At 30.4% G+C, this 25,027-nt stretch carries 25 protein-coding genes; 24 read left to right on the plus strand and 1 reads right to left on the minus strand.

Annotated elements, in window-relative coordinates:
* Positions 1-22: 22 nt before the first annotated feature.
* Complete coding sequence (gene cls / locus AALI31_RS03730) at positions 23-1,468, minus strand: cardiolipin synthase (RefSeq protein WP_489885185.1); 1,446 nt, start codon at positions 1,466-1,468, stop codon at positions 23-25.
* Positions 1,469-1,606: 138 nt separating this feature from the next.
* On the opposite strand from cls, the gene AALI31_RS03735 reads away from it, so the two are divergent.
* The 24 genes from AALI31_RS03735 (at position 1,607) to rpsO (ending at position 25,004) form a co-directional block, all read left to right on the plus strand.
* Positions 1,607-1,831 carry a magnesium chelatase domain-containing protein gene (locus AALI31_RS03735; RefSeq protein WP_489885186.1) on the plus strand — a complete coding sequence of 75 codons (225 nt, stop codon included), beginning with the start codon at positions 1,607-1,609 and terminating at the stop codon, positions 1,829-1,831.
* A 223-nt stretch (positions 1,832-2,054) separates the two neighbouring features.
* Positions 2,055-2,762, plus strand: a complete 708-nt coding sequence (locus AALI31_RS03740) for an ATP-binding protein (RefSeq protein ID WP_489885187.1) — start codon at positions 2,055-2,057, stop codon at positions 2,760-2,762.
* The gene (locus tag AALI31_RS03745; protein WP_489885188.1) at positions 2,744-2,965 is read left to right on the plus strand and encodes a magnesium chelatase subunit ChlI family protein; all 222 of its coding nucleotides are present in this window, start codon (positions 2,744-2,746) and stop codon (positions 2,963-2,965) included. The genes AALI31_RS03740 and AALI31_RS03745 overlap by 19 nt, the downstream gene beginning before the upstream one ends.
* Positions 2,966-2,967: 2 nt before the next feature.
* Positions 2,968-3,420: a DNA-processing protein DprA gene (locus AALI31_RS03750; protein ID WP_489885189.1), complete on the plus strand. Its 453-nt coding sequence runs from the start codon at positions 2,968-2,970 to the stop codon at positions 3,418-3,420.
* Entirely contained in the window at positions 3,356-4,081 is a 726-nt protein-coding gene (locus tag AALI31_RS03755; protein WP_489885190.1) for a DNA-processing protein DprA, read from the plus strand. The genes AALI31_RS03750 and AALI31_RS03755 overlap by 65 nt, the downstream gene beginning before the upstream one ends.
* Positions 4,082-4,215: 134 nt before the next feature.
* A complete protein-coding gene (gene topA, locus AALI31_RS03760) occupies positions 4,216-6,282 on the plus strand; it encodes a type I DNA topoisomerase (protein ID WP_489885191.1) in 2,067 nt (688 codons plus the stop codon).
* 169 nt (positions 6,283-6,451) lie between these two features.
* A complete protein-coding gene (gene rpsB, locus AALI31_RS03765; RefSeq protein ID WP_489885192.1) occupies positions 6,452-7,174 on the plus strand; it encodes a 30S ribosomal protein S2 in 723 nt (240 codons plus the stop codon).
* 19 nt (positions 7,175-7,193) lie between these two features.
* Positions 7,194-8,120 carry a translation elongation factor Ts gene (gene tsf / locus AALI31_RS03770; protein WP_489885193.1) on the plus strand — a complete coding sequence of 309 codons (927 nt, stop codon included), beginning with the start codon at positions 7,194-7,196 and terminating at the stop codon, positions 8,118-8,120.
* A gap of 79 nt (positions 8,121-8,199) precedes the next feature.
* Positions 8,200-8,907, plus strand: coding sequence for a UMP kinase (gene pyrH / locus AALI31_RS03775; RefSeq protein WP_489885194.1), 708 nt, complete (start codon positions 8,200-8,202; stop codon positions 8,905-8,907).
* Positions 8,908-8,927: 20 nt separating this feature from the next.
* Positions 8,928-9,485: a ribosome recycling factor gene (gene frr / locus AALI31_RS03780; protein WP_489885195.1), complete on the plus strand. Its 558-nt coding sequence runs from the start codon at positions 8,928-8,930 to the stop codon at positions 9,483-9,485.
* Positions 9,486-9,499: 14 nt separating this feature from the next.
* Positions 9,500-10,225 carry an undecaprenyl pyrophosphate synthase gene (gene uppS, locus AALI31_RS03785; RefSeq protein WP_489885196.1) on the plus strand — a complete coding sequence of 242 codons (726 nt, stop codon included), beginning with the start codon at positions 9,500-9,502 and terminating at the stop codon, positions 10,223-10,225.
* Positions 10,215-10,985 (plus strand): phosphatidate cytidylyltransferase, encoded by a 771-nt coding sequence (locus AALI31_RS03790; protein ID WP_489885197.1) that lies wholly within the window; start codon positions 10,215-10,217, stop codon positions 10,983-10,985. The genes uppS and AALI31_RS03790 overlap by 11 nt, the downstream gene beginning before the upstream one ends.
* A gap of 14 nt (positions 10,986-10,999) precedes the next feature.
* Positions 11,000-12,040: an RIP metalloprotease RseP gene (gene rseP / locus AALI31_RS03795; RefSeq protein ID WP_489885198.1), complete on the plus strand. Its 1,041-nt coding sequence runs from the start codon at positions 11,000-11,002 to the stop codon at positions 12,038-12,040.
* 39 nt (positions 12,041-12,079) lie between these two features.
* Positions 12,080-13,129 (plus strand): flavodoxin-dependent (E)-4-hydroxy-3-methylbut-2-enyl-diphosphate synthase, encoded by a 1,050-nt coding sequence (ispG, locus tag AALI31_RS03800; protein ID WP_489885199.1) that lies wholly within the window; start codon positions 12,080-12,082, stop codon positions 13,127-13,129.
* Positions 13,130-13,186: 57 nt separating this feature from the next.
* Positions 13,187-17,362: a PolC-type DNA polymerase III gene (locus AALI31_RS03805; protein ID WP_489885200.1), complete on the plus strand. Its 4,176-nt coding sequence runs from the start codon at positions 13,187-13,189 to the stop codon at positions 17,360-17,362.
* 62 nt (positions 17,363-17,424) lie between these two features.
* Entirely contained in the window at positions 17,425-17,973 is a 549-nt protein-coding gene (gene rimP / locus AALI31_RS03810; protein ID WP_489885201.1) for a ribosome maturation factor RimP, read from the plus strand.
* Positions 17,974-17,982: 9 nt separating this feature from the next.
* Entirely contained in the window at positions 17,983-19,101 is a 1,119-nt protein-coding gene (nusA, locus tag AALI31_RS03815; RefSeq protein ID WP_489885202.1) for a transcription termination factor NusA, read from the plus strand.
* Positions 19,091-19,354, plus strand: a complete 264-nt coding sequence (gene rnpM, locus AALI31_RS03820; RefSeq protein ID WP_489885203.1) for an RNase P modulator RnpM — start codon at positions 19,091-19,093, stop codon at positions 19,352-19,354. Before nusA ends, rnpM begins: the two co-directional genes overlap by 11 nt.
* A 34-nt stretch (positions 19,355-19,388) precedes the next feature.
* Positions 19,389-21,509 (plus strand): translation initiation factor IF-2, encoded by a 2,121-nt coding sequence (gene infB / locus AALI31_RS03825; RefSeq protein WP_489885204.1) that lies wholly within the window; start codon positions 19,389-19,391, stop codon positions 21,507-21,509.
* 24 nt (positions 21,510-21,533) lie between these two features.
* Positions 21,534-21,896: a 30S ribosome-binding factor RbfA gene (gene rbfA, locus AALI31_RS03830; RefSeq protein ID WP_489885205.1), complete on the plus strand. Its 363-nt coding sequence runs from the start codon at positions 21,534-21,536 to the stop codon at positions 21,894-21,896.
* A complete protein-coding gene (locus AALI31_RS03835; protein WP_489885206.1) occupies positions 21,883-22,839 on the plus strand; it encodes a DHH family phosphoesterase in 957 nt (318 codons plus the stop codon). The genes rbfA and AALI31_RS03835 overlap by 14 nt, the downstream gene beginning before the upstream one ends.
* On the plus strand, positions 22,836-23,705 hold the full coding sequence (gene truB, locus AALI31_RS03840) for a tRNA pseudouridine(55) synthase TruB (RefSeq protein WP_489885207.1): 870 nt from the start codon (positions 22,836-22,838) through the stop codon (positions 23,703-23,705). The genes AALI31_RS03835 and truB overlap by 4 nt, the downstream gene beginning before the upstream one ends.
* A gap of 10 nt (positions 23,706-23,715) precedes the next feature.
* The gene (locus AALI31_RS03845) at positions 23,716-24,639 is read left to right on the plus strand and encodes a bifunctional riboflavin kinase/FAD synthetase (protein WP_489885208.1); all 924 of its coding nucleotides are present in this window, start codon (positions 23,716-23,718) and stop codon (positions 24,637-24,639) included.
* Between the two features lie 101 nt (positions 24,640-24,740).
* Entirely contained in the window at positions 24,741-25,004 is a 264-nt protein-coding gene (gene rpsO / locus AALI31_RS03850; RefSeq protein WP_489885367.1) for a 30S ribosomal protein S15, read from the plus strand.
* The last annotated feature ends 23 nt before the right edge of the window (positions 25,005-25,027 follow it).

The following is a 25,027-nucleotide window of genomic DNA, read 5'->3' on the forward strand; positions in this document are numbered from 1 at the left end:
AATACGAATGCCTTTTGACATTTTAGAACAGAGGGGCAAATAACCTACTTAAACCTTCTTCAAGTTTAATTAAAAAGGATTTATTCTTTTCATAATTCTCATCAAGCTTAATGCTATTTTTAACATCATCATAAAATATAGATTTCATTTTTGAATTTACTTCACGGTTCGTTATAAAAGCATTAATCTCATAGTTTAGTGAAAAACTTCTAGTATTAAAATTCGCCGTACCAACAGAAGTCACGTCATCATCCATAATCATTACCTTGGAATGTATAAATCCTTTGTACAAATAAACTTCAATGCCAGCATGTATAAGTTGGTTTATATATGAAGATGTTACTCTGTAAACAATTCTTTTATCATATATATAAGGGAGCATTATGCGAATTCTTACTCCATATTGTGCTGTGGAAATCAACGCCGACAAAAAGCTCTCATCAAGTCCGAGGTATGGCGTTTGAATGAAAACCTCTTTCCTCGAATTGTAAAGCATTCTCAAATACGAAGATTTTATTTTCTCGTAGTCTTTGTTATTAGGACCACTTGCTACAATTTGTGTATATGTCTTTTTTTGCACATCGGATTTAGGGAAATACTTTTTCATAAAGTTGTCCTCTGTCTCGATTCTGTGATTGCTTACGTATGCTAAATCTTGTATAAATTGACGCTGAAGAAAGTTTACAGACTCTCCAATTATTTTTAAATGACAATCTTTCCATGGACTAAGATTTTTTTTGAGTGACATGTATTCATCACCAACATTGACCCCACCTACATATCCTATTTTTCCATCAATTACAACTATTTTTCTATGATTTCTATAATTTAAATTCAGATTTATAAACTTTAAATAAGAAGGAAAGAATGGATGAACCTCGCCTCCTGCTTGTTTGAGTTTATCGAATAATTTTTTTGAAACAGAAATACATCCAACATCATCGTATATTAAACGCACTTTAACACCTTGTTGGGCTTTTTCTGTAAGAGTATCCACAAGTACATTTCCAATATTATCATTTTTTATTATATAGTAAAGTAAATGAATACTTTGTGTTGCATTTTTTATATCATTTATTAGCTCGCGAAATTTCTCTTGAGCAGTATTTAGAATTTTCACATCATTAAATTCCGTGATAGCAGAACCATTGTGTAGTAAATTAAATTTTAATATTGATACATCTATTTCTTCATTGGGTATATTGCTATATTGTTTAACATTTAATACCTTATCTATTTCGTTAAATATAATAAAATTTCTAAGTTCGACTTTATTTTTATTTAATTTGGGACCTCGTCCTAAAATAAAATATATATATAATGAAAATCCAGGTGGAAGAAGAAGAAATGTAAGAATCCACGACTGGATGCTTCTAGAATCTTTTCTTTCTAAAAAAATCATAATAAGTATGCTTAGCACATTTAAAAACAAGGATATCCACGAAAAAACTACAATCAAGATTGCCATACTTTAATACTCCTTTAAGAGAGGATTACAAGATACTAAACATAATTTTATATTTTACAAAATTTCTAATAAAAATACTATAGACAATGTATAAAAAAAATTTCATTGTTAATAATCTTTTGTAAGAGGTGGTTAATTTTGGTAATTATTTTAAAGAGTGCAACTTTTAATTATATAAAGGGACAAATAATAAATATTGAAGTTTCGATAACTAAGGGTATACCATCTTTTACGATAGTTGGTCTTCCAAGTACAGAAATCAGAGAATCTCGAGAGAGGGTACGAAGTGCGATATTAAATAGCGGATTTAAGTTTCCATTGGGGAGAATTACCGTTAATTTAGCACCTACTTATAGATGGTAAAAAGGAGGGATATGAAGAGTATGTTTTACCTGAGGAGAATTTTTGTGAATCAAAGTTTGTACAAGATGTTAAAATAGAGTATTTTAAAGATTTAAAAGGTTTTATATCTTATATATAATCAGGAATAAGGAGGCAATTTTTTGTATCTTGTAAAGATGAGAAATTACAAACGAATGAAATCCTGTTTGAAGATATACTTGGTCATATAAGTGAGAAAAGAGCTTTGCAAATAGCAGCAGCAGGATTTCATAATATAATTTTATATGGACCTGTCGGTAGTGGTAAAAGTATGCTTGCTAAATCTCTTAAGTCTGTGTTGCCTAAATTAGATTATGAAGAGAGTTTAGAGAAGGGAAGAGTATACAGTACTACATCTATTAGGGAAAATTTTAATGATCCAGTGTTTAGGGAAATATACCATACTGCATCTCCAAAACATATTTTTGGAAGCACAAAAGATTCTAGTATCGGTGAAGTTACCTTAAGTAACAATGGAGTTTTGTTTTTAGATGAGATGCTTGAATTTAAGAAAGATACTCTTGAAGCCTTACGAAAGGTTTTAGAGGATAGAAAAATTTTTATGACTAGGCTTAGAGAATTTATAGAATGTCCCGCAAAATTTATTTTGCTAGGAGCTACAAATTTATGCCCATGTGGAAATTATTTAAATAACAGTTCTATAAAACAGTGTGTATGTGATAATGTAAAACGCGAAAAATACATAAATAAATTATCTAAGAGTATGTTAGATCGTATTGATATTTTTACGTATGTTCCTGTAATTTATTATTTAGATCTAGGATTTGAAAAGGATATGAGAATGACTACGAAGCAAGTATTAAATGAAGTAGTCGAAGCTAGAGATATACAAGGAGTAGGTTTGGAAAATTTGGAATTAAGTATAATAGCGAAATGGATAATGAACTCATAAATAGATTCTGTAAATTAAAGCCATCTAGCAAGAGAATATTAGAGAATGTTTATAGAAATGAAAACATATCGACCAGATCATATTTTAAAATTTTGAAGATTGCAAGAACTATATCTGATCTGGATGGGAGTGATCAAATAAATGATGAGCATATAATGGAAGTCATAAATTACAGAAAGTTTATAAGCAAGGAGGCTGTTTGAAAATGGAAAAACATATGGATTTCTATGATTATTGGATCTTGCGTACAAATGTTAATTCGAATTTAAAGATTAGGTTGGTTAAAGAATATGAGAATTCAAAAAATGTATTTAACAATATTGTATTGAATAAAAATTTGGAATTTATAAATTTAGAGCAATATGGTAGATTTGTTAAGATGTATGAGGAATTGAAAGAAACATTTGATATAATTCAGTATAATAAAATTTTAAGTAAACATTCAGTGAAATTTACTAAAATAACAGATAATGATTATCCAAATAAGCTCAAAAATATAGAACATCCACCTTTTATATTATTTTATAAAGGGAATATAAAGCTTGTAGATTTATATTCTCTTTCAGTGATTGGTACTAGAAATTCTACCCCCTATGGCGAAGAAGTTTGTAAAAAAAATTGCAAAAGAATTGAGTTTGAATGGTGTAAATATAGTTAGTGGAGGGGCTAGAGGTATAGATATTTTGAGTCATAAGGTATGTATAGAAAATATGGGATTTCCAATATGTATTTTAGGGTCAGGGTTACTAAATTATTATCCTAAAGAAAATTCTGCTTATTTTGATAAAATTTCTGAAATGGGGTGTTTAATATCGGAATATGATTTGTATGTTAAGCCTAGCAGATATAATTTCCCAGAAAGAAATCGTATAATAAGTGCGATTGGTGATGGATTGATAGTAATTGAAGCTAAAGAAAAGAGTGGTACAATGATAACTGTTAGATATGCTCTTGATTATGGGAAAGATATAGCAGCTGTTCCAGGACCTATATTTTGGGAGAAAAGTTCGGGATGTAATGTTTTGATAAGAGATGGTGCTCACATAATTTCTAATATTTCGGATTTATATGAAATATTTAAAATAAAGAGAAAGATTTTTCCTGAAAATGCTGTTCAAGAGAAATGTGTTGATTTATTTAAAGATCCAGATAAATATAAAGTATTTTCGTTTATAAGGAGTAAACCAAGAAATGTAGATGAAATTGTTAACGGGATAAACATTGATCTTGTAGAATTGTATAAAATATTATTTGAGTTAGAGTATTTGGATGTAATTGAGATGCAAAATGGAAATTTATATCAATTGAAAACAGTATAAAATTTTGATTTTACTTTTAGACGTTGACTATATATAAAAAAATATATTATATTTAAAAATATAAATTATGAACTGTGTTTGTTTTACTATTGGGAAGGCTGGAGGTGCAAATCCTTTAGGATAGGATATAAAATATGGCAAAGTATTTAGTTATCGTTGAGTCACCGGCAAAAGCTAAAACTATAAAAAAATACTTAGGTTCTAATTATGATGTTATGGCATCCATGGGTCATGTTAGAGATTTACCTAAAAGTAGACTTGGTGTTTCTGTAGAAGAAAATTATGAACCTAGTTATATAAATGTCAGAGGCAAGGCTGATTTGATAAAATCTTTAAAAAAGGCTTACCAGAAGAGTGATAAAGTATTTCTTGCGACTGATCCAGATAGAGAAGGAGAAGCGATTTCTTGGCATCTGGCTTATATATTAGGTATAGATGCATCTGAAAAGTGTAGAGTTGAGTTCAATGAAATAACTAAGAGTACGATTAAAAATTCTATAAAAAATGCTAGAGAGATAAATATAAATTTGGTTGATGCGCAGCAAGCAAGGAGAATTGTAGATAGACTTGTTGGTTATGGGATAAGTCCGATTTTGTGGAAAAATGTTAAATCTAAATTAAGTGCAGGAAGAGTTCAATCTGCAGCATTGAGATTGATATGTGATAGAGAAAATGAGATAAGTAATTTTGAAGTAAAGCAGTACTTTACTATAGAGGCTCATGGTAAGAAAGATACAGTGAAATACGTCATGAAGCTACTCTCGTATGACTGCAAAAAGATAGAAAATTTAGATGAAAGTCAAGCTTTGAAAATATTAGAAGAATTGTCTGTTAATAGATACATAGTTAAGGAAGTGAAGCACGGTGTCAAAAACAGAAAACCTTTTCCTCCTTTTACAACGAGTACATTGCAGCAAGATGCGTATAAGAAATTAAACTTTCAGAGTAAGAAGACTATGTCGATAGCTCAGAGTTTATATGAAGGTGTGGAGATTAAAGGTCATGGCACAGTAGGTTTGATTACATATATGAGAACAGATTCTGTGCGTATATCAAATGATTCTCTTGCTCAAGCTAATGAATTTATAACTTCGCTTTATGGAAAGGAGTATGCTACTAAAACATTTAGACATTATTCTAAAAACAAAAATGTTCAAGATGCACATGAAGCTATAAGACCAACAAATATAAGTATAACCCCTGATATAGCGAAGCAAACTTTGAAGGATGATCAATATAAGTTGTATCTTTTGATATGGAATAGGTTTTTAGCGAGTCAAATGAGTGATGCTATTTATAAAACGGTTTCGGTAAGTGTTAGTAATGGAAATTATTTGTTTAAAATGAGTGGGTCTGTTTTACAGTTTGATGGTTTCTTGAAGTTATACATAGAGGATAGTGGAGAAGATAAAGATTTAATTATTCCAGAATTTGAGGAAAATGAGGAGTTAATAAATGTTAAGGCAGAGCATATTGAGCATTTTACACACCCACCACCAAGATACACAGAGGCGTCTTTTATAAAGCTGTTAGAAGAAAAGTCTATTGGTAGACCTAGTACATATGTTCCTACGATTGGAACTTTATTCGATAGAGTGTACATAAAGAGGCAAAATAAACAATTTGTTCCAACGGAACTCGGGATTATCGTAAATAATTTAATGAAAGAAAATTTTACAGAAATAGTTGATGTAGAATTCACTGCAGATATGGAAAAAAAATTAGATTTTATTGAAGAGGGTAAGATAAAGTGGAGAAATATTGTTCACGAGTTTTATGAGCCCTTAAAGAAGAAGATAGCTGAAGCTGAGAGCACAATTGAAAGAGTTATCATAGAAGATGAAGTAACTGATGTCGTGTGTGAGAAATGTGGAGGGAATATGGTCAAGAAACATAGTAGATTTGGAGTTTTTTTGGCGTGCCCTAATTATCCTGAATGTAAAAATACAAAATCTATAGTAAAGGAATTAAAGGTTAATTGTCCTAAATGCAGTGGGAAGATATTAATTAAAAAGAGTAAAAGAGGAAAACCATTTTACGGATGTGAAAATTATCCAAATTGTGACTTTGTGTCTTGGTACGAGCCGTCTTCTAGTGTTAAGTGCTCTAGATGTGGTGGATTAACTGTGAAAAAGAAGAGTAAGAAAAAAGGAGATACGTATGAATGTATCAATCCTAATTGCAGTTCGAGTGATAAATAAGATTCAATAAAATAATTAAAAACTATGTTGAACCATTAAAAATGATGTGGTATAGTAGTAGCATAATTATGCACATTATTTGTTTTTAAACAAGGGTGACTTTTTATTGAAAGTTTTGTTTAAATTTAAGGATAGTGGAAGAATTAACCGAAATGGAGGAATGTAAAATATGTCAGTTATATCTATGAAGCAGTTGCTAGAGGCAGGTGTTCATTTTGGGCATCAAACAAGGAGATGGAATCCTAAAATGGATAAATTTATATTTGCCGAAAGAAATGGAATTTATATAATAGATTTACAAAAAACGGTTAAAAAATTGGAAGAAGCTTATGAATTTGTGAGAGGTTTGTCGTCCGAAGGAAAGGATATTTTGTTTGTTGGGACTAAGAAGCAGGCTCAAGATACAATTTCTGAAGAAGCAAAGAGAGTTGGTATGCACTATGTTAATCATAGATGGTTAGGTGGAATGTTAACTAATTTTCGCACCATAAAGACTAGGATAAAGCGTCTTGAGGAATTAAGAAATATGGAAGAAGATGGTACATTCTCTGTTTTGTTAAAGAAGGAAGTTATAAAGTTGAGGGCGGAAATTGATAAGCTAGAGCGTAATCTTGGTGGTATCAAACAATTGGACGATACCAATATAGGTGCTATGTTTATAATAGATCCTAAAAAAGAGAGAAATGCAGTACTTGAAGCTAAAAAATTGGGCATACCTATAGTTTCTGTAGTTGATACTAATTGTGATCCCGACGAAATAGATTTTCCAATACCAGGAAATGATGATGCTATAAGAGCCGTTAAGTTAATAACGAGTAAGATTGCCGATGCTGTTATCGAAGGAAGGCAAGGTGTAGATATAGATGAGCCAGTAGAGGTTCAGGAAGCTTAATATTTGGAGGTGTTGTTGTATGGTAAGTGCTCAATTGGTCAAAGAGCTTAGAGAATTGACAGGTGCAGGTATGATGGATTGCAAAAGGGCTTTGTCTGAAGCGAGTGGTAATTTGGAGAGAGCGGTTGATATTCTGAGAGAGAAGGGTTTGTCATATGCTGCTAAAAAAGCAGGAAGAGTAGCGGCGGAAGGAGTGGTTTCTTCGTATGTAAGTTCGGATTTTTCTAGAGGTACTTTGATTGAACTCAATTGTGAAACTGATTTTGTTGCTATGAATCCTATGTTTCTAGATTTATCAAAACAGATAGCTGAAATCGCTTCCGATAAGTTTTGTGATGATGTCGAGGGCGTTCTGAGATCGTCTTATAAGTTTAGCGATGAGTTTGAGACTGTTGGAGATGCGATAGTTGGACTTATGGCTAAATTGGGCGAGAATATAAGTTTAAGAAGAATTGTAAATTATAGTACTGATCAAGGGGTTATATGTACATATATACATGGAGATGGGAAAATTGGTTCTATTGTAGAACTTAGAAGTGAATTAAAAGATGAAAAGATATTTAAAATTGCTAAGGATATTTGCATGCAGGTAGCTGCTAGTAACCCGATGTTTTTAAGTATTGATAATGTTGATAGAGATGTTGTGGATAGAGAACGTCAGATTTTAAAAGTTCAAGCTATCAATGAAGGAAAACCTGAGAGTGTTGTTGATAAGATGGTAGAAGGTAGGATGAAAAAGTATTTTCAGGAAGTATGTTTGCTTGAACAGAGTTTTATTAAGGATTCAGATTTAACGATTAAGGAGTTTATTAGTGCCGAATCTAAAGAACTAGGGTGTGTTGTTGACGTAATCGAATTTTCTCGTTTCGAGAAAGGTGAAGGCATAGAGAAGAGTGAGGAGAATTTTGCTGAAGAGGTTCGAAAGCAGATTGATATAGGTAAGTAGATCTATTTTTATTTAGAGAGAACATGTGTTTTGCTGTTCTCTTTTTTTAGAATTAGATTTAATTTTGGAGGGTGAGAATTTGGAGTACAAATTTAAAAGAGTGTTACTGAAATTATCAGGTGAAGCACTTGCTGGTAAAAAAGGATTTGGTATTGATTTTGATGTTTGTAGAAAAATTGCCAGAGAAGTTAAGCAATTGAAAGATAGTGGGGTAGAAGTAGGAATTGTCGTTGGTGGAGGTAATATATGGAGAGGTAGAGCTGGTAAAGGTATGGATCGTACAACAGCTGACCATATGGGTATGCTTGCCACTTGTATAAACTCTTTAGCATTGCAGGATTCTTTAGAGGAATGTGGAGTTGTTACTAGGGTGTTAAGTGCTATTGAAATAAGGCAAATTGCTGAGCCTTACATAAGAAGAAAGGCTGTTAGGCATTTAGAAAAAGGTAGAGCAGTTATTTTTTCAGCGGGTACTGGAAATCCATTTTTTTCAACAGATACAGCAGCTGCATTAAGGGCTGCTGAAATTGAGGCAGAGGTTATACTTTTAGCTAAAAAGGTTGATGGGATATATGATAAGGACCCTGTACAAAATCCTGATGCTAAAAAATATAGGGAATTAAATTATATAGATATACTCAGTAAAAAATTAAAAGTTATGGATTCTACGGCTTCTTCTTTATGCATGGATAATAATATTCCAATAATTGTGTTCAATATTGATGTAGAAGGTAATATTTTGAAAGCTGTAAAAGGAGAGAATATAGGAACTTTTGTAAATAAGTAGATAAATTATAGAGGGGTTTAGTGATGGATAATGTGATTTTAATTTTTAAAGATAAAATGTCGAAAACTTTAGAAATTTTACGTTCTGATCTATCTTCAGTAAAGGTGGGTAGGGCTAATCCGAGTATACTCGATAAAATAGAGGTAGAGTATTACGGTGTTATGACCAAACTTAATCAAATTGCAAATATATCGACTCCAGATTCTAAAATGATTGTTATACAGCCTTGGGAAAAAGGTATACTTAAAGATATAGAAAAGTCTATCCTGAAATCTGATTTAGGGTTGGTTCCAAATAATGATGGTACATCTATAAGGTTAGTTATACCAGAAATGACAGAGGAAACTCGTAGAAATACTGTGAAAAAAGTTAAGAAAATAGCAGAGGATAGTAAGGTGGTGATAAGAACAATAAGAAGAGAAGCAAACGATAAGGTTAAATCCTTAAAAAAAGATGGTACTATAACAGAAGATGATCTCAAAAAGCTTGAGGAAGAAATTCAAAAAATAACTGATAAATATATAAAAGATATAGATTTTGTTATTATAGCTAAAGAAAAAGAAATAATGTTGATTTAAGGAAGGCTTTAAATTTGGGTAATAAAGATATCAATATTCCGAATCATTTGGCAATTATATTAGATGGTAATGGTAGATGGGCTAAGAATAGAGGGTTTTCTCGAACGGAAGGCCATAAGGAAGGCGTTAAAAATTTGGAAATGCTCATCAAGGAATGTAAAGAACTTAGTATAAAATATTTAACCTTGTATATTTTTTCTACTGAAAATTGGAAGAGACCTGTATTTGAGGTAAATAATTTAATGTTACTTTTAAATAAATATCTAACTGATAAAGCAGAGGTTCTCTTTGATGAGGGTGTAAGATTAAATGTTATTGGTGAAATTACTGGTCTTCCATCAAAAACATTTAGGCTTATACAAGATGTTGTACAGAAAACTAGGAATAATTCGAGATTAGTTTTAAGTCTTGCAGTGAATTATGGGTCTAGAAATGAAATTATAAATGCGATTAAAAAAATATCAGAAGATGTGTTGAATGGGATTCTTAATCTCAATGACATAAATGAGAATTTATTTTCAAATTATTTATATACGAATGGTTTACCTGATCCTGATTTATTAATAAGGACAAGTGGAGAATATAGATTAAGTAATTTTTTGTTATGGCAATGTGCATATACAGAATTTTGGTATACTGATATACTTTGGCCAGATTTTAGAAAGGAGAATTTATATGAAGCAATAGAAAGTTTTAGTAAAAGAAAGCGAAGGTTTGGAAGGGTAAGCAATGAAAGTTAATTGCAGGTTTGTAGGATCTTTATTTGTAACTATACCTATAGTTACAGCTTTGATTATAGGTGGTATTTTATTAAAATTTGTAACTCTATGTTTGACTTTACTATCTATAATGGAATTTTCACAAGCTTTAAGTAAAAAAAAAATAAGTATTAATAAATATTTAATAATAATTTTTATAATAATATATTATATAGTCGGATTGAAATACTTAGATATATTAGTTTTTGTGTTTTTTATTTTATTATTATTTTGTATACTTAATAGGAATAATACTATAATAGATATAAGTTTAGGTTTTATATCTATTTTTTATATAGTTATACCATTTAGTTTTATTTTTATTTTGGGAGAGACAAATATATATTTGTGTTGGATGATATTTTTAAGTGCATGGAGTACTGATACTATAGCGTATTTTGCAGGAAAAAGTTTTGGAAAACATAAAATTAGTAGTATAAGTCCAAATAAAACTCTCGAAGGATTTATCTTTGGACTTATAGGATGTATTTTAGTAATTTTAACCTATGGAATAATGTTTAAAGATATTTTAAATATATCGGTTACGAATTTGATATTAGCTGGAATTTTGATGGGAATTATGGGGCAAATGGGTGATTTAATGGCTTCATCTATAAAAAGGTTTGTTGGAATTAAAGATTTTGGAAATTTAATACCAGGTCATGGTGGTATTTTAGATAGATTTGATAGTATATTGATGATATCTAGTGTTGTGTTTGTTCTCTCGAAGGTTTTAATATGAGGAAGGAGTATTAAATGAACGGTGTAATTATAGTATTTTTAGTGGCATTAAGTTTTGGATTACTTATAGTTGGTCATGAATTTGGCCACTTTATAGTAGCAAAAATTAATGGTGTAAAAGTTGAAGAATTTGCTGTAGGAATGGGTCCATTAATTTGCAAATTTCAAGGAAAAGAAACTATGTATTCATTAAGACTCTTACCTATAGGTGGGTATGTTAAAATGTTAGGTGAGTATGATGAATCAGAAAATGATGTTTCAGATCATTTTAAGGATAGAGCGTACATATTTAAGCATCCTTTGAGAAAGATATCTATAATTTTAGCTGGTCCTGTTATGAATTTTATCTTAGCGTTTGCTATATTTTGGGGTATAGTTTCTTTTCATGGATATAATTCTATGATTGTTGGAGAAGTTAGAGATGGAAGTCCTGCCTATAAGTCTGGAATAATGGTTGGTGATGAAATCGTATCTTTAAATTTCGGAAGTTTTTTAAATTGGAACGATTTTGTATATAAATTACAAAATTTGGACAGTAATGAATCTATTAATATAGGTTTGATAAGAGACGGTGAAAAATTGAATTTTATTGTTGAGCCTGAAGTTGAAGGAAATTCTATTATAATAGGAATTGCTCCAAAGTTTGTAAGTAATGTAGGATTTGGAGAAGGTGTAGTTAACGGATTTAAGAGGATGATTTTTGAAGTGAAACAGGTTGTAAATTCCTTAGTTCAATTGATTACTGGTAAGGTTTCGGTTACTGATTTAGGAGGACCTGTTACCATATTTAAATTTTCTGGTTATGCTGCTCAACAAGGCATTTTACAGTTAATGAATTTTACTGCATTTTTAAGTATCAATCTCGGAGTTTTTAATTTAATACCATTTCCAGCTCTAGATGGTGGTACAATTATAGTTAATTTGGTAGAATTGATATCTAAGAAGAAAATTAAACAAGAAATATTAGCAAAAATAAATTTTGTTGGATTCTCATTATTAATTTTATTTATGATATTTGTTACGCTGAAGGATATTTTTTTCCCATTGAAATTTTAAAAAAGTTAGTTATGTATTTTTGGAAAGGAGTACTTATAATTGAGTAGAGTAGTAAAAAAAAAAATAAAAATAGGAAATAAGTATATCGGAGGCAATAATTCGATAGCTATTCAATCTATGACTAACACGAGTACAAAAGATATAAGTGCAACGGTTGATCAAATAAATAAATTAGAAGAAGTAGGCTGTGATATAGTTAGAATAGCGGTAACGGACTTAGATGAATCGGGATCTATTAGGAAGATAAAAAAAATGGTAAATTTACCACTTGTTGCAGATATACAGTTCGATTATAAACTTGCTATAGATTGTGTGAAAAATGGTATAGATAAAATAAGGATAAATCCAGGGAATATAGGTAATAAAGGGAAAATAAAGGAAATAGTAGATGTATGCAAGTATTATGATATTCCAATCAGGATCGGCGTCAATGGTGGATCTCTTGAAAGGGATCTGTTAGAAAAATATGCTAAGAAAACAACAGATGCTTTAGTTGAGAGTGTGTTGAGGAATATAGACATATTGGAAAGTTTCCAATTTAATAATATTGTAGTATCTGTTAAATCATCTGATGTAAAAATGATGATAGATTCTTATGTTAGAATATCGAGTTTGATTAATTATCCTTTACATCTTGGAGTGACAGAAGCAGGTTTGTTTTTATCTGGATCTGTAAAGTCAAGTGTTGGGATAGGTACTTTATTATATAAAGGTATAGGGGATACTGTACGTGTCTCATTGACTGATGATCCAATAAATGAGATAAAGGTTGCAAAAGAAATTTTAAAATCTTTAGGTTTGTATGATGAAGGTGTTAATTTAATTTCTTGTCCGACGTGTTCGAGAACCAAGGTTAATTTAATAGATTTGACAAATCAGGTGAAAAAGATTACTGAAAGAATTGATAAAAATTTAACTATTGCAGTAATGGGTTGTGTTGTCAATGGTCCTGGTGAAGCTAGAGAGGCTGATCTTGGTATTGCTGGTGGAAATGGTGAGGGGTTAATATTCAAAAAGGGAAAGATTTTAAGGAAGGTAAAGGAAGAAGATCTAATTAAAGAAATTGAAAAAGAACTGGATACGTTATAGGAGAGGTTATTTTAAAAAACCTCTCTTTTAAATTTAGATTTTAAAGGTATATACAAAATGGAAATTTTAAAAATTGAAATTTTTAAATCGTTACATAAAATTTTAATTTATGCTAAAAGAGTGAGTGTTGATTCAAATAAATTTATTGACGAATTAAAAATGACATTAAGTAAAGATTTTGAATATAGGATAATTCATATAAAGGAATTACCTAATAAGAATTTAAAAGATTTTATAGTTTATTGTTATAGTTCATTATTAGACTTCATTAAATTTAATTTTCCAATACTTTACTCTGTATTTTCTACTAAGCCTAACTTAGATGATACAAATTTAATATATAAAACGTCAAATAGTTTTATAATTGATAGATTCTATAAAAATGATTTACATATTGAAATTAGCAATTTTATGAAAAAATTCTTTGATTTAGATGTTAATATACAGATTATTAAAACTAAAGAAATAAAAACACATGATTATAAAGAATTTATTCCACAAATTAAGGTAGATTCTATCAAAGATACCTCTTTTACCAAAGAAATAAAACTAAATACAGCGTCTAGTGAAAGTGTAATTGTTGGAAACAATATTGCTGAAGAGTCCGTAAATATTAAATCATTAGATATTCCTGAAAAAAACATTGTTATTGAAGGTATTATTTTTAATCTAAACTTAATAAATACCAAAACTGGAAAAAAGCTTATTACTTTTTTTGTTCATGATGAGACGTCTTCCATAAATGTAAAATATTTTGTGAAAACTAAGGAATATAAGGATATAACTACTAAGCTGACCGAAGGTATCTATGTAAAAATTAAAGGTGAAGTTATAACAGATAAGTTCACTCAAGATTTAATAATTATGGCAAATAGCATAAATTTATCTAAAAAACTAGAGAGAATGGATAATCATGATCAAAAAAGGGTTGAGCTACACCTTCACACTAATATGAGTACCATGGATTCAGTTATAGGCATTAATGAGTTATTTAAAACTATAAAACGTTGGGGTCATAAATCTATTGCTATAACTGATCATAATGTTGTGCAAGCATTTCCTAATATAATGGATATTGCAAAGAAATTTGATATAAAGCCTATATATGGTATAGAAATTAGTTTTGTTGATGATTTAAAGCCTATGATAGATAAAACAGAAAATAAAAATATCAATGATACATTTGTGGTTTTTGATATCGAAACTACTGGTTTTTCTAATTTGAATGATAAAATTATTGAAATCGGTGCTGTAAAAATAAGAAATGCTGAAATCATTGATGAGTTTTCAACATTTGTAAATCCTCAAAAAAATATTCCAAATAAGATCGTTGAACTTACAGGAATAACAAATGAAATGGTTTCAGAAGCACCTATTATAGATGATGTGATCCATAAGTTTTATAGATTTTGTAAAGACTCAATTGTTGTTGCTCATAATATAGATTTTGACATGTCATTTATACGCAGAAATAGTAAAAAGTTTGAATTAGATTTTCACAATCCATTATTAGATACTATCGATTTATGTAAATTTTTATTTCCAGAACTTAAAAAGTATAAGTTGAATAGCATTTCGAAATATTTAAATATAAATCTTGAAAATCATCATAGAGCTGTAGATGATGCAAGAGCTACTGCAATTATATTAATTAAGTGTTTTGAAAAATTGAAATCAATGGGTATAATCAATTTATCAGAGCTTAATGATAGATATTTAAAGAACATCAACACTTCGAAGCTTTATACAAATCATGTTGTATTGCTAGCTAAAAATCAGGTAGGACTTAAAAATATTTACAAGCTTGTATCTAAAGGACACCTGAATTATTTTTTTAAAACACCTAGAATTCCTAAGAGTGAGTTGTTAAAACATAGAGAAGGTTTAATAATTGGTGCATCGTTCAGAGAAGGGGAAGTGTTTAAATGTATTGCAAATTTTTATGATGAAGGTAGGATAAAGGACATTGTTTCTATGTACGATTATCTAGAAGTTTCATCTCCATTAAATTGCAAAGAATACATAAATTCAGAAAAAATTCTAGATTACAAGGAAGCTGAAGATATAATTCGAAAAATTTATAAAATAGGAAAAGATAATAATAAGTTAGTAATTGCAGTTTCTAATGCTCATTATATAAATAAAAATGATAATATTTATAGAAATATTTTAAGGGTCTGTCAAAACTTCAAAGTAGATTTAGATGATACAGGATTTTATTTACGCACTACTGATGAAATGTTTGAAGAATTTAAATTTTTACCACATGATGTTGCCGAAGAAATAATTATCACAAACACAAATAAAATTGATGAAATGATCGAGGAAGCATGTCCTATACCATCAGGTACGTTCCCTCCAAAAATTGATGGTGCTGATAAAGAAGTGAAAAATATGACATTCAATAAAGCATATTCAATATATGGAAATCCATTACCTGATATCGTCAAAACCAGAATTGACAAAGAGATAAATTCCATAATCGATAATGGATATGCTGTCTTGTATCTTATTGCCCATAAATTAGTAACAAAATCTCTAGATGATGGTTACCTTGTTGGTTCCAGAGGCTCGGTTGGATCATCCATAGTTGCAACATTTTGCGGAATAACAGAGGTCAATGGTCTTCCTCCTCATTATATTTGTCCAAAATGTCAGAATAGCGAATTCATTTTAGATGGAAGTGTTAATGCAGGTGTCGATTTACCTCCTAAGAAATGTAATATTTGTGGAGGTGAGTATTTAAGAGAAGGTTTCGATATACCTTTTGAGACATTTTTAGGTTTTGATGGCGATAAGGAGCCAGATATAGATTTGAATTTTTCAGGGGAATATCAACCGACTGTACATAAATATGTTGAAGATTTATTTGGTAAAGGATTTGTGTTTAGAGCAGGTACAATAGGAACTGTTGCGGAAAAGACAGCCTACGGTTATGTGAAAAAATATATTGAGGAATTAAATTTAAAAATTTCTCAATCTGAAATTGAAAGACTATCAAGAGGGTTAACAGGAGTTAAAAGAACAACAGGTCAACATCCAGGAGGAATAATGGTCGTTCCAAAGGATAATGATATTTTTAATTTTACTCCTATACAACATCCTGCTGATGATGCTAATACAAATGTTATCACTACACATTTTGATTATCATTCCATAAGTGGGCGACTTTTGAAATTAGATATTCTTGGACATGACGATCCCACCATGTTAAAAATGCTTAAGGATTTAACAGGTTTGGATCCACAGACTATTCCGCTTGATGATCCCAAAGTTCTTAGTTTGTTTAATGAAGTCAGTGCTTTAGGTATAACTGATGATGATATAGATTGTGCAGTAGGAACTTTAGGCATTCCTGAATTTGGTACAAAATTTGTAAGGCAAATGCTTTTAGATACTAAGCCAACAAATTTTTCTGATTTAGTCAGAATATCTGGATTATCTCATGGGACTGATGTATGGATTAATAATGCTCAAGAATTTATAAAAAATGGAAATACGACTCTTAAAGAATGTATATCAACAAGAGATGATATTATGGTTTATTTAGTTTACAGAGGTTTAAATCCTAAGGTAGCTTTTGATATTATGGAAAATGTACGTAAGGGAAAAGGACTTACGGATGAACAAGAACAAATAATGATTGAAAATAAAATAGAGAGTTGGTATATAGAATCTTGTAAGCGTATTAAATATATGTTTCCCAAAGGTCACGCTGTTGCCTATGTCATAATGGCTGTGAGGATTGCTTATTATAAGCTATATTATCCACTTGAATATTACACGGCTTATTGTACTGTGAGAGCTGATGAGTTTGATGCAAATTTAATTTGCAATGGGGTTGATTTGATTAAACAAAGTTTGAATGATTTGAAATCTCTTGGAAATAATTTGACTCACAGAGATAAGGGATTATTGACGATCTTGGAAATTGTTCTTGAGGCTCATGCTAGAGGAATAAAATTTCATAAAGTGGATTTGTACAAATGCCATTATAATGATTTTAAAATAGAGGATGGTGGGATTTTACCACCAATAAAATCGTTACAAGGTGTTGGGATAACAGCAGCTAAAAATTTATACGATGCTGCAAGGGTATGTGAATTTATATCATTACAAGATTTAAAGAATAGAGCTAAAGTTTCTAAGACTGTAATTGAAACTTTGCAATCTCATGGATGCATAAAGAATTTACCAGAAACGAATCAGACAACTATGGATTTGATTTTTTAATAAATAACATTTGCATTGAATTTAAAGTTATGATATAATTTGTGAACACGGGGTTTTTATTTGTGTTATTTGGGAGAGTAGGTTTCTTGACCTGCTCTCCTGTATTTTTAATAAAAATTTTTACAGTTAAGAGAAGGAAGATAGGTTTGAATAGTTTTATTAACTTAGTTAAAGAGAAGATAAGCGATTCTGTAAAAAGAATGGGATATGAAATATATCATGCAGAGTATGTAAATGAACTTGGGCACAATTATTTGAGAATAATGATAGTGAAGCAAGATGTAAATGAAAAAATTACAATCAGTGATTGTGAAATAGTGTCGAAGGGTATAAATAATTTGATTGACGAAGTAAACGTGGATAATAATAAATTCTTTCTTGAAGTCTCTTCCCCTGGAATAAATAGAAAGCTTTATACAATGGATCACATAAAGCAAGCTGTGGGTAGAGTTGTTCGTGTTAAATTACATAAAGCCTTAAATGATTGCAAAATTTACATTGGGACTTTAGAGGAGGTTGACAATTCACAAATAATATTAAATGTGAAAGACGACAAGGTTGAAGTAGGTATTGATAATATAAAAAATATGAATTTGGAAGAAGTGTCTTAGGAGGATATCATGAACAAAGAATTTATAGATGCTCTTAAAACGATAGTTAAAGATAAAGGTATAAGTGAGGATTTGATTTTCACAACTATTGAAGATGCATTGATAGCAGCTTATAAAAAAAATTATTCCAATCAGGGAGCTTCTCAAAATGTTAAAGTAACTATGAATAGAGTTACTGGTGAAATAAAAGTTTTTGCACAAAAGCTTATTGTAGAAGCGATAAGATATTCTTCTATCGAGATTCTTTTAGGTGATGCTAGAAAGATTAGTCCTTATTATGATATCGGTGATATATGTGACGTGGAGGTTACACCAAAAAGTTTTGGTAGGGTTGCAGCGACTTTAGCAAAGCAAGTTGTTATGCAACGTATAAAAGAGGCAGAAAGAGATTTATTGTATAGAGAGTTTGCAGAAAAGGAATTTAAAATTATAACAGGAACGGTACTTAGAAACGATAGAGATCATGTCTTTATTAACATTGGAAGAATTGAGACGGTTCTAAGAACAAACGATAAAATTCCAAGAGAAAGATTTGAAAGAAATGAAAGAATAAAATTGTATGTTTCGGAAGTTATAAATTCTCCTAAAGGTACACAAGTTCGTGTTTCAAGAACTGACCCTAATTTTATAAAGAAACTATTTGAAATCGAAGTAAGCGAAATACAAGATGGAATAGTTGAAATAAAAAGTATAGTTAGAGAGGCTGGAGCTAGAACCAAGATGGCGGTGCACTCGAATTTAGATGAAATAGATCCAGTTGGAGCATGTGTAGGTGAGCAAGGAATAAGGGTAAGAAGTATTGTAAATGAGATTAAAAATGAAAAAATAGATATTGTAAAGTGGAGTGATAACCCTAAGATTTATATATCGAACGCATTGAGTCCTGCAAAGATTTTTAGCATAGACGTCGATGAAGAAAACAGAATTGCTGATGTCGTTGTTGAAGATTCTCAACTATCGTTGTCGATAGGTAAGGAAGGTCAAAATGTAAGACTTGCTGCTAGGTTGACTGGTTGGAAGATTGATATAAAACCTTTATCAAAATATAAAGTCAACATAGAGGAATTAAGTTCTAAAGATTTTGATGATGATAGTTTTGATAAGGAGAGTACTCCTAATGAAAGCTAAAGGCATTTTGTTTAGAAAATGTATCGGTTGTAACGAAATGAAAGATAGAAGCAAGCTCATACGAATCTGCAGAACGATAACTAATAGTGTAGAGATTGATTTAACATACAAAATGGAAGGAAGAGGAGCTTATATTTGTAATAATAACTTAGAGTGTTTAAATAAGAGTATAAAATTTAATAAAATTTACAGAGCTATTAAGGTAGAAATCCCTCCACAAATCGTCATTGAGTTACGTGAACAAATAAAGTAGATATTGAAATTTACAACTTAAGGAGGTAATTGTTGTGTCAAAAGTTCGAATTTATGAATTAGCAAAAGAACTCGGAGTATCGAGCAAAGAATTAATAAATGTTTTAAAAGTAGAATTTAACGTAGATGTCAAGAACCATATGAGTGTTTTAAATGATGAAGATGGTGAATTGATAAAAGAATATTTTGAGAATAGTGATAATTCTAAAAACGATTTAAACATTAGTGATACGTATCTAAAAGATGACGATGTTAATTCGGATAAGCATGATATAGTTCAAGAATATGAAGATATCATGATAGAACAAATAGATAAATTAACTCAGAAAAGTAAAAGTAAAAATAAGAAACAAGCTAATTTTAAAAATGAAAAAATTATACATAGTTCAGAGAAGGTAGACGAAGTAATCGAGATAGGTAAAACAATAGGGATTAAGGAATTATCTCAAAAAATAAATAAATCTACCGCAGATATAATTAAAAATTTAATGTTTTTAGGATTGATGGTATCTATTAATCAAGAGATTGATTTTGAAATAGCACAAAAGCTTTGTCGAAAATATGAAATATCCTGTGTGAGAAAGGATGATGATGGCGAACAGGAATACAATTTAATTAAACCTCAAGAGATCAATTCTAAAAATTTGAGTAAACGTCCTCCAATAATAACAGTTATGGGACATGTTGACCATGGTAAAACGTCCTTACTTGATTTTATAAGGAAAACAAATGTTACACAAAAAGAAGCAGGGGGAATAACACAACACATAGGAGCGTATAAGGTACAAGTTGGAGATGAAATTATAACTTTTATAGATACTCCTGGGCATGAAGCCTTTACTCAAATGAGAGCTAGAGGAGCTAAGGTTACTGATATAGTTGTACTTGTTGTTGCAGCAGACGATGGAATAATGCCTCAAACTGTTGAAGCAATAAATCATTGCAAATCTGCAAATGTTCCAATTATTGTTGCAGTGAATAAGATCGATAAGCCTGAAGCTAACGTAGATAAAGTAAAACAAGAACTTACAGAATATGAAATTATTGCAGAGGATTGGGGAGGAAGTACAGTATTTGTAAATGTTTCTGCTAAAACAGGTCAGGGTATTGATGAATTATTAGAGATGATCATTTTGACTGCGGACATTCAAGAACTTAAGGCTGATAGTCAATCTGTTCCTCAAGGAACTGTAATTGAATCTAAACTCGATAAAGGTAAAGGTCCTCTCGCAACTCTTTTAGTGCAAAATGGTACTTTGAAAATTGGTGATTCAGTGATTGTTGGGAATACATACGGTAAGATAAGAGCTATGTATGATGAAAATGATAATGTAATAAAAGAAGCAGGACCGTCTATACCTGTACTAGTATTGGGATTGAATGAAGTTCCAGATGCCGGTGATAAATTTGAATTTATTAAAGATGAAAGAGTTGCTAGACAAATCTCTGATGAGAGAAAACAGAAAATTAAAAATAGTCAAAACAATAATTCTAAGGTCTCTTTAGAAACTGTTTATAGTCAAATAAAAGAGGGTACCATAAAAGAATTGAGTCTAATAATAAAATCTGATGTTCAAGGTTCATCAGAGGCTTTAAAACAATCACTTGAAAAGCTGTCATCAGACAGTGTTAAAGTTAAGGTTATACATAGTGCAGTTGGTGCGATAAACGAAAGTGATATAATATTTGCTAGTACATCAAACGCCATAATAATCGGTTTTAATGTTAGACCGGATAACAATGCTTTGATCCTTTCTGAAAAGGAGAAAGTTGATATCCGAACATATAGATTAATTTATGAAGCATTGGATGATATAAAGTCTGCGATGATAGGTCTCTTAGATCCAGATATAAAAGAAGTTTATTTAGGTCGTGTAGAAATAAGAAAATTGTACAAAATTTCTAACGTTGGCACGGTTGCTGGGTGTTACGTTTTAGATGGTAAGATAACTAGAAATTGCAGTATTAGAATATTGCGTCAAGGTGTTGTTATATTTGAATCTAAATTGTCTTCATTAAAGAGATTTAAAGATGATGTTAAGGAAGTTGCGAAAGGTTATGAATGTGGTTTATCTATTGAAAACTTCAACGATATAAAAGAGGAAGATATTATTGAAGGATTCGAGATGAGAGAGTTTAAAAGAAATAACCTTTAATTTTTGAAAAAAGGTGTGATTGCTTTGGGAAAATTTAGAATGGAACGTGTTAATGAAGAGATAAAAAGGGTATTGGGATACTGCATACAGAACGAACTAAAAGATCCTAGAATAAAGGGATTGTTAACTGTAACTAGAGTGGAGACCACTCAAGATTTTAAGTATGCTAAGGTTTATTTGAGTATATTTGATAAGAACAAACAAGACATTTTTGAAATTTTAAAGAAGTCAGTAGGAGAAATGAAAAGAGCTATTTCCCAAAATGTTAAAATTAGATTTGTGCCAGATATTAATTTGAAATTGGATAATTCTATAGAATATAGTTTTCATATTGATGAAATACTGAGAACGAAGATAGAGAAGGTTAATGAAAATGATATCATTTAAAAAGATTGAGGATTTAATTAATAATTCAAAGACAATCGGTATAACCTATCACGTATCACCTGATGGTGATGCAATAGGAAGTCTTTTAGCTTTAAAATTTGCTTTACATAAATTGAATAAAAATGTTATCATTTTTTCAAAGGACAATCTTAAAAAGAATACCTTGCTTAGTTTTTTGCCTGGGATACGTGAAGTGGATGGAAACACTTACAAAGTTGGTAATGATGTTGACCTTCTTATAATAGTAGATTGTGCCAATTTAGAAAGGGTTTCTTGTGAGTTTGATATCGATGAGGTTGAAACTCTTGGAATCGATCATCATATAAGCAATGATAATTATTGTAAATATAATTTTGTGGATAGTGGTGCAAGCTCAACTGGGGAGATTGTTTATGGAATTGTGAAAAAGTTCGGTATAGAGATAGATAAAAACATTTCCACCTGTATTTATACATCAATAATGACTGATACTGGTGGGTTGAGATTTGAATGCAGTACGAAGAAAACATTTAGCATTATTGGTGAGATAGTTGATACTGGATTGGACTTTTGGAATATTTATGAAAGATTGTTTTTAGTTCAGCCATATTCGAAAATAAAACTTTTAAGTTTGGTATTTGATAAATTGAAGATTGTGGATGGAAAAATTTGTATAATGAAAATTACCGAAGATATGTTTCAAAAATCTGGATGTTCTGATGAGCACACTTCAGATATTGTGAGTATGGGTCTTACGATAAAGAACGTTTTGGTTAGTGTTCTTATTAAAAACTTTCAAAACAAAGTAAAGGTTAGTTTAAGAGGTAAAGATAATATAGATGTTTGCAAGGTAGCTCAGGTGTTTGGTGGAGGTGGTCACGTAAAAGCTGCTGCGTTTGTTACGGATTTAGACATGGTGAAAATAGAAAAATTATTGTTAGATGAGATTAGGTCATTGTTATGATTAACGGATTTTTAAATATTTATAAGCCAGTAGGCGTTTCTTCTAATAATGTTGTTACTGAAATTAAAAAAATTTTAAATATTAGGAAAGTTGGGCATGCAGGGACTTTAGATCCTTTGGCTTGCGGAGTTTTGCCTATATGTATTGGCAGTGCGACAAAGATTAGTGAATATTTGCTTAACTGTAACAAAACTTATAGTGTAAATTTGAAATTCGGTATTTTGACAGATACATACGATTGTGAAGGAAAGATCTTAAAACTCGATGAAAATGTAAATTTGTATGAATATGATTTAAATTTAGTCCTAGAGAGTTTTATTGGAGAGTATGATCAGATTCCACCTAAGTTTTCAGCACTAAAAGTTAATGGGAAAAGGGCATATGACTTAGCAAGGAGAGGCATAGAGTTTGAACTCAGATCCAGGAGGGTGAAAATATATTCAATAGAGAATATAAGGTTTAGTAAAAATGAGTGTTCATTTATCGTTAAGTGTTCGAAAGGAACCTACATACGGAGTCTTTGTAAAGACATAGGAGATAAATTGGGAACGTATGCTACTATGACTTTTCTAGAGCGTATCTGTAGTGGTAATTTTAAGAAAGAGCATTCTATTAATTTTGATGGTATGAATGCGGAGATTATATTGGATAGCATAGTTCCTATTGAGGATATCTTTGAAATACCTAAGTTGTCTGTAGATGATGATGAATTTTTAAATCTTTTAGTGAATGGTGTCTCTGTTAAAAATCCAAAGTACGTAAATAATATTCGGGATGGAATTTATTATTTATATAGTAAAGAGGTCTTAATAGGAATTTGTGAGAAGAAATTAAGTTGTTTTAAGATGATTAAGTTTTTAAGTTAAGGTATAAGGTATGCGGATAATTGAGTCTATACATGATAAGATAACCGATGATACTGTTTTGTGTATTGGAAACTTTGACGGTCTACACGTTGCACATCAAAAGATTATCTCTAAAGTAGTTGAGTATGCGTGGAAAAGATCTCTTAAAAGTATGGTTATAACATTCAAACAGCATCCATTATCTTTGTTGAACTATTCAAAAGTTCCAAAGTTATTAATGTCGCTAAATGAAAAGGTAAGATTCATAGAAGGTATGGGTGTGGATTATCTAGTTTTGTACGATTTTATGGATGTAAAGAATTTTACTGCAGAGGAATTTGTTCGGCATTTAGTGGAGAATTATAAAATGAAAAAGATTATCTGTGGTTTTAATTTTAGATTCGGAGAAAAGAATAAAGGTGACGTTCATTATTTGAAATCGATTAAACATGTCTATAACTATGAAGTTGAAACTATTAAGCCTATGAAAATTTTAAATAAAAGAGTTAGTAGTACGAGGATTAGGACGTATATAAAATTTGGCGAAGTTGAGAAGGTACAAAAGTTTTTAGGTAGGATGTTTAGTATTGAAGACACGGTCATTAGAGGTAAAAAGTTAGGACGTCAATTTGGGTTTCCTACAGCTAATGTCAGATTTAATAATGATTATTGTATACCTCAAAATGGTGTGTATGCTACTATAACTGAGTTTAAAGATGTGAAATTCTCTTCAATGACTAATATAGGCTATAATCCAACCTTTAAGAATAAGTACATATCTATTGAGACTCATATATCAAATTTCAGTGAAAATTTGTATGGTAAAAAATTGAAAATATATTTTGTAAAAAAGTTGCGTGATGAAATTTTATTTAGCGATGTGTATTCTCTTGTAGATCAGCTTACGAAAGACAAGAGTAATGCTTATGAAATTACAAAAAAATATTTGAAATAGTTAATGTTTTTGTTATACTTATCTAGTAAAACCTTAGACTAGGTTGTATGTGATTTAATACATCTTGGTCGGAGGGGATTTTAGGAGGATTAGTTTCTATGATTGATAAGGGAAAAAAACAACAAATAATTAATGAATATGCTAGGCATGAAAGCGATACTGGTTCTGTTGAGGTTCAGATAGCACTATTAACTAGCAGAATATCTGAGTTAACTAAACATTTGAAGGTACATAAGAAAGACCATCATTCGAGAAGAGGTCTTTTAATAATGGTTGGTAAAAGAAGAGGGTTGTTGAATTATTTGATGAAGCATGATATTTTAAAGTATAGAGAACTTATTAAGAGTTTAGGAATTAGAAGATAGTTAGCGTTATTTACGAGAGCGGT

This window comes from Anisomitus miae (SeqCode), assembly GCF_054906395.1.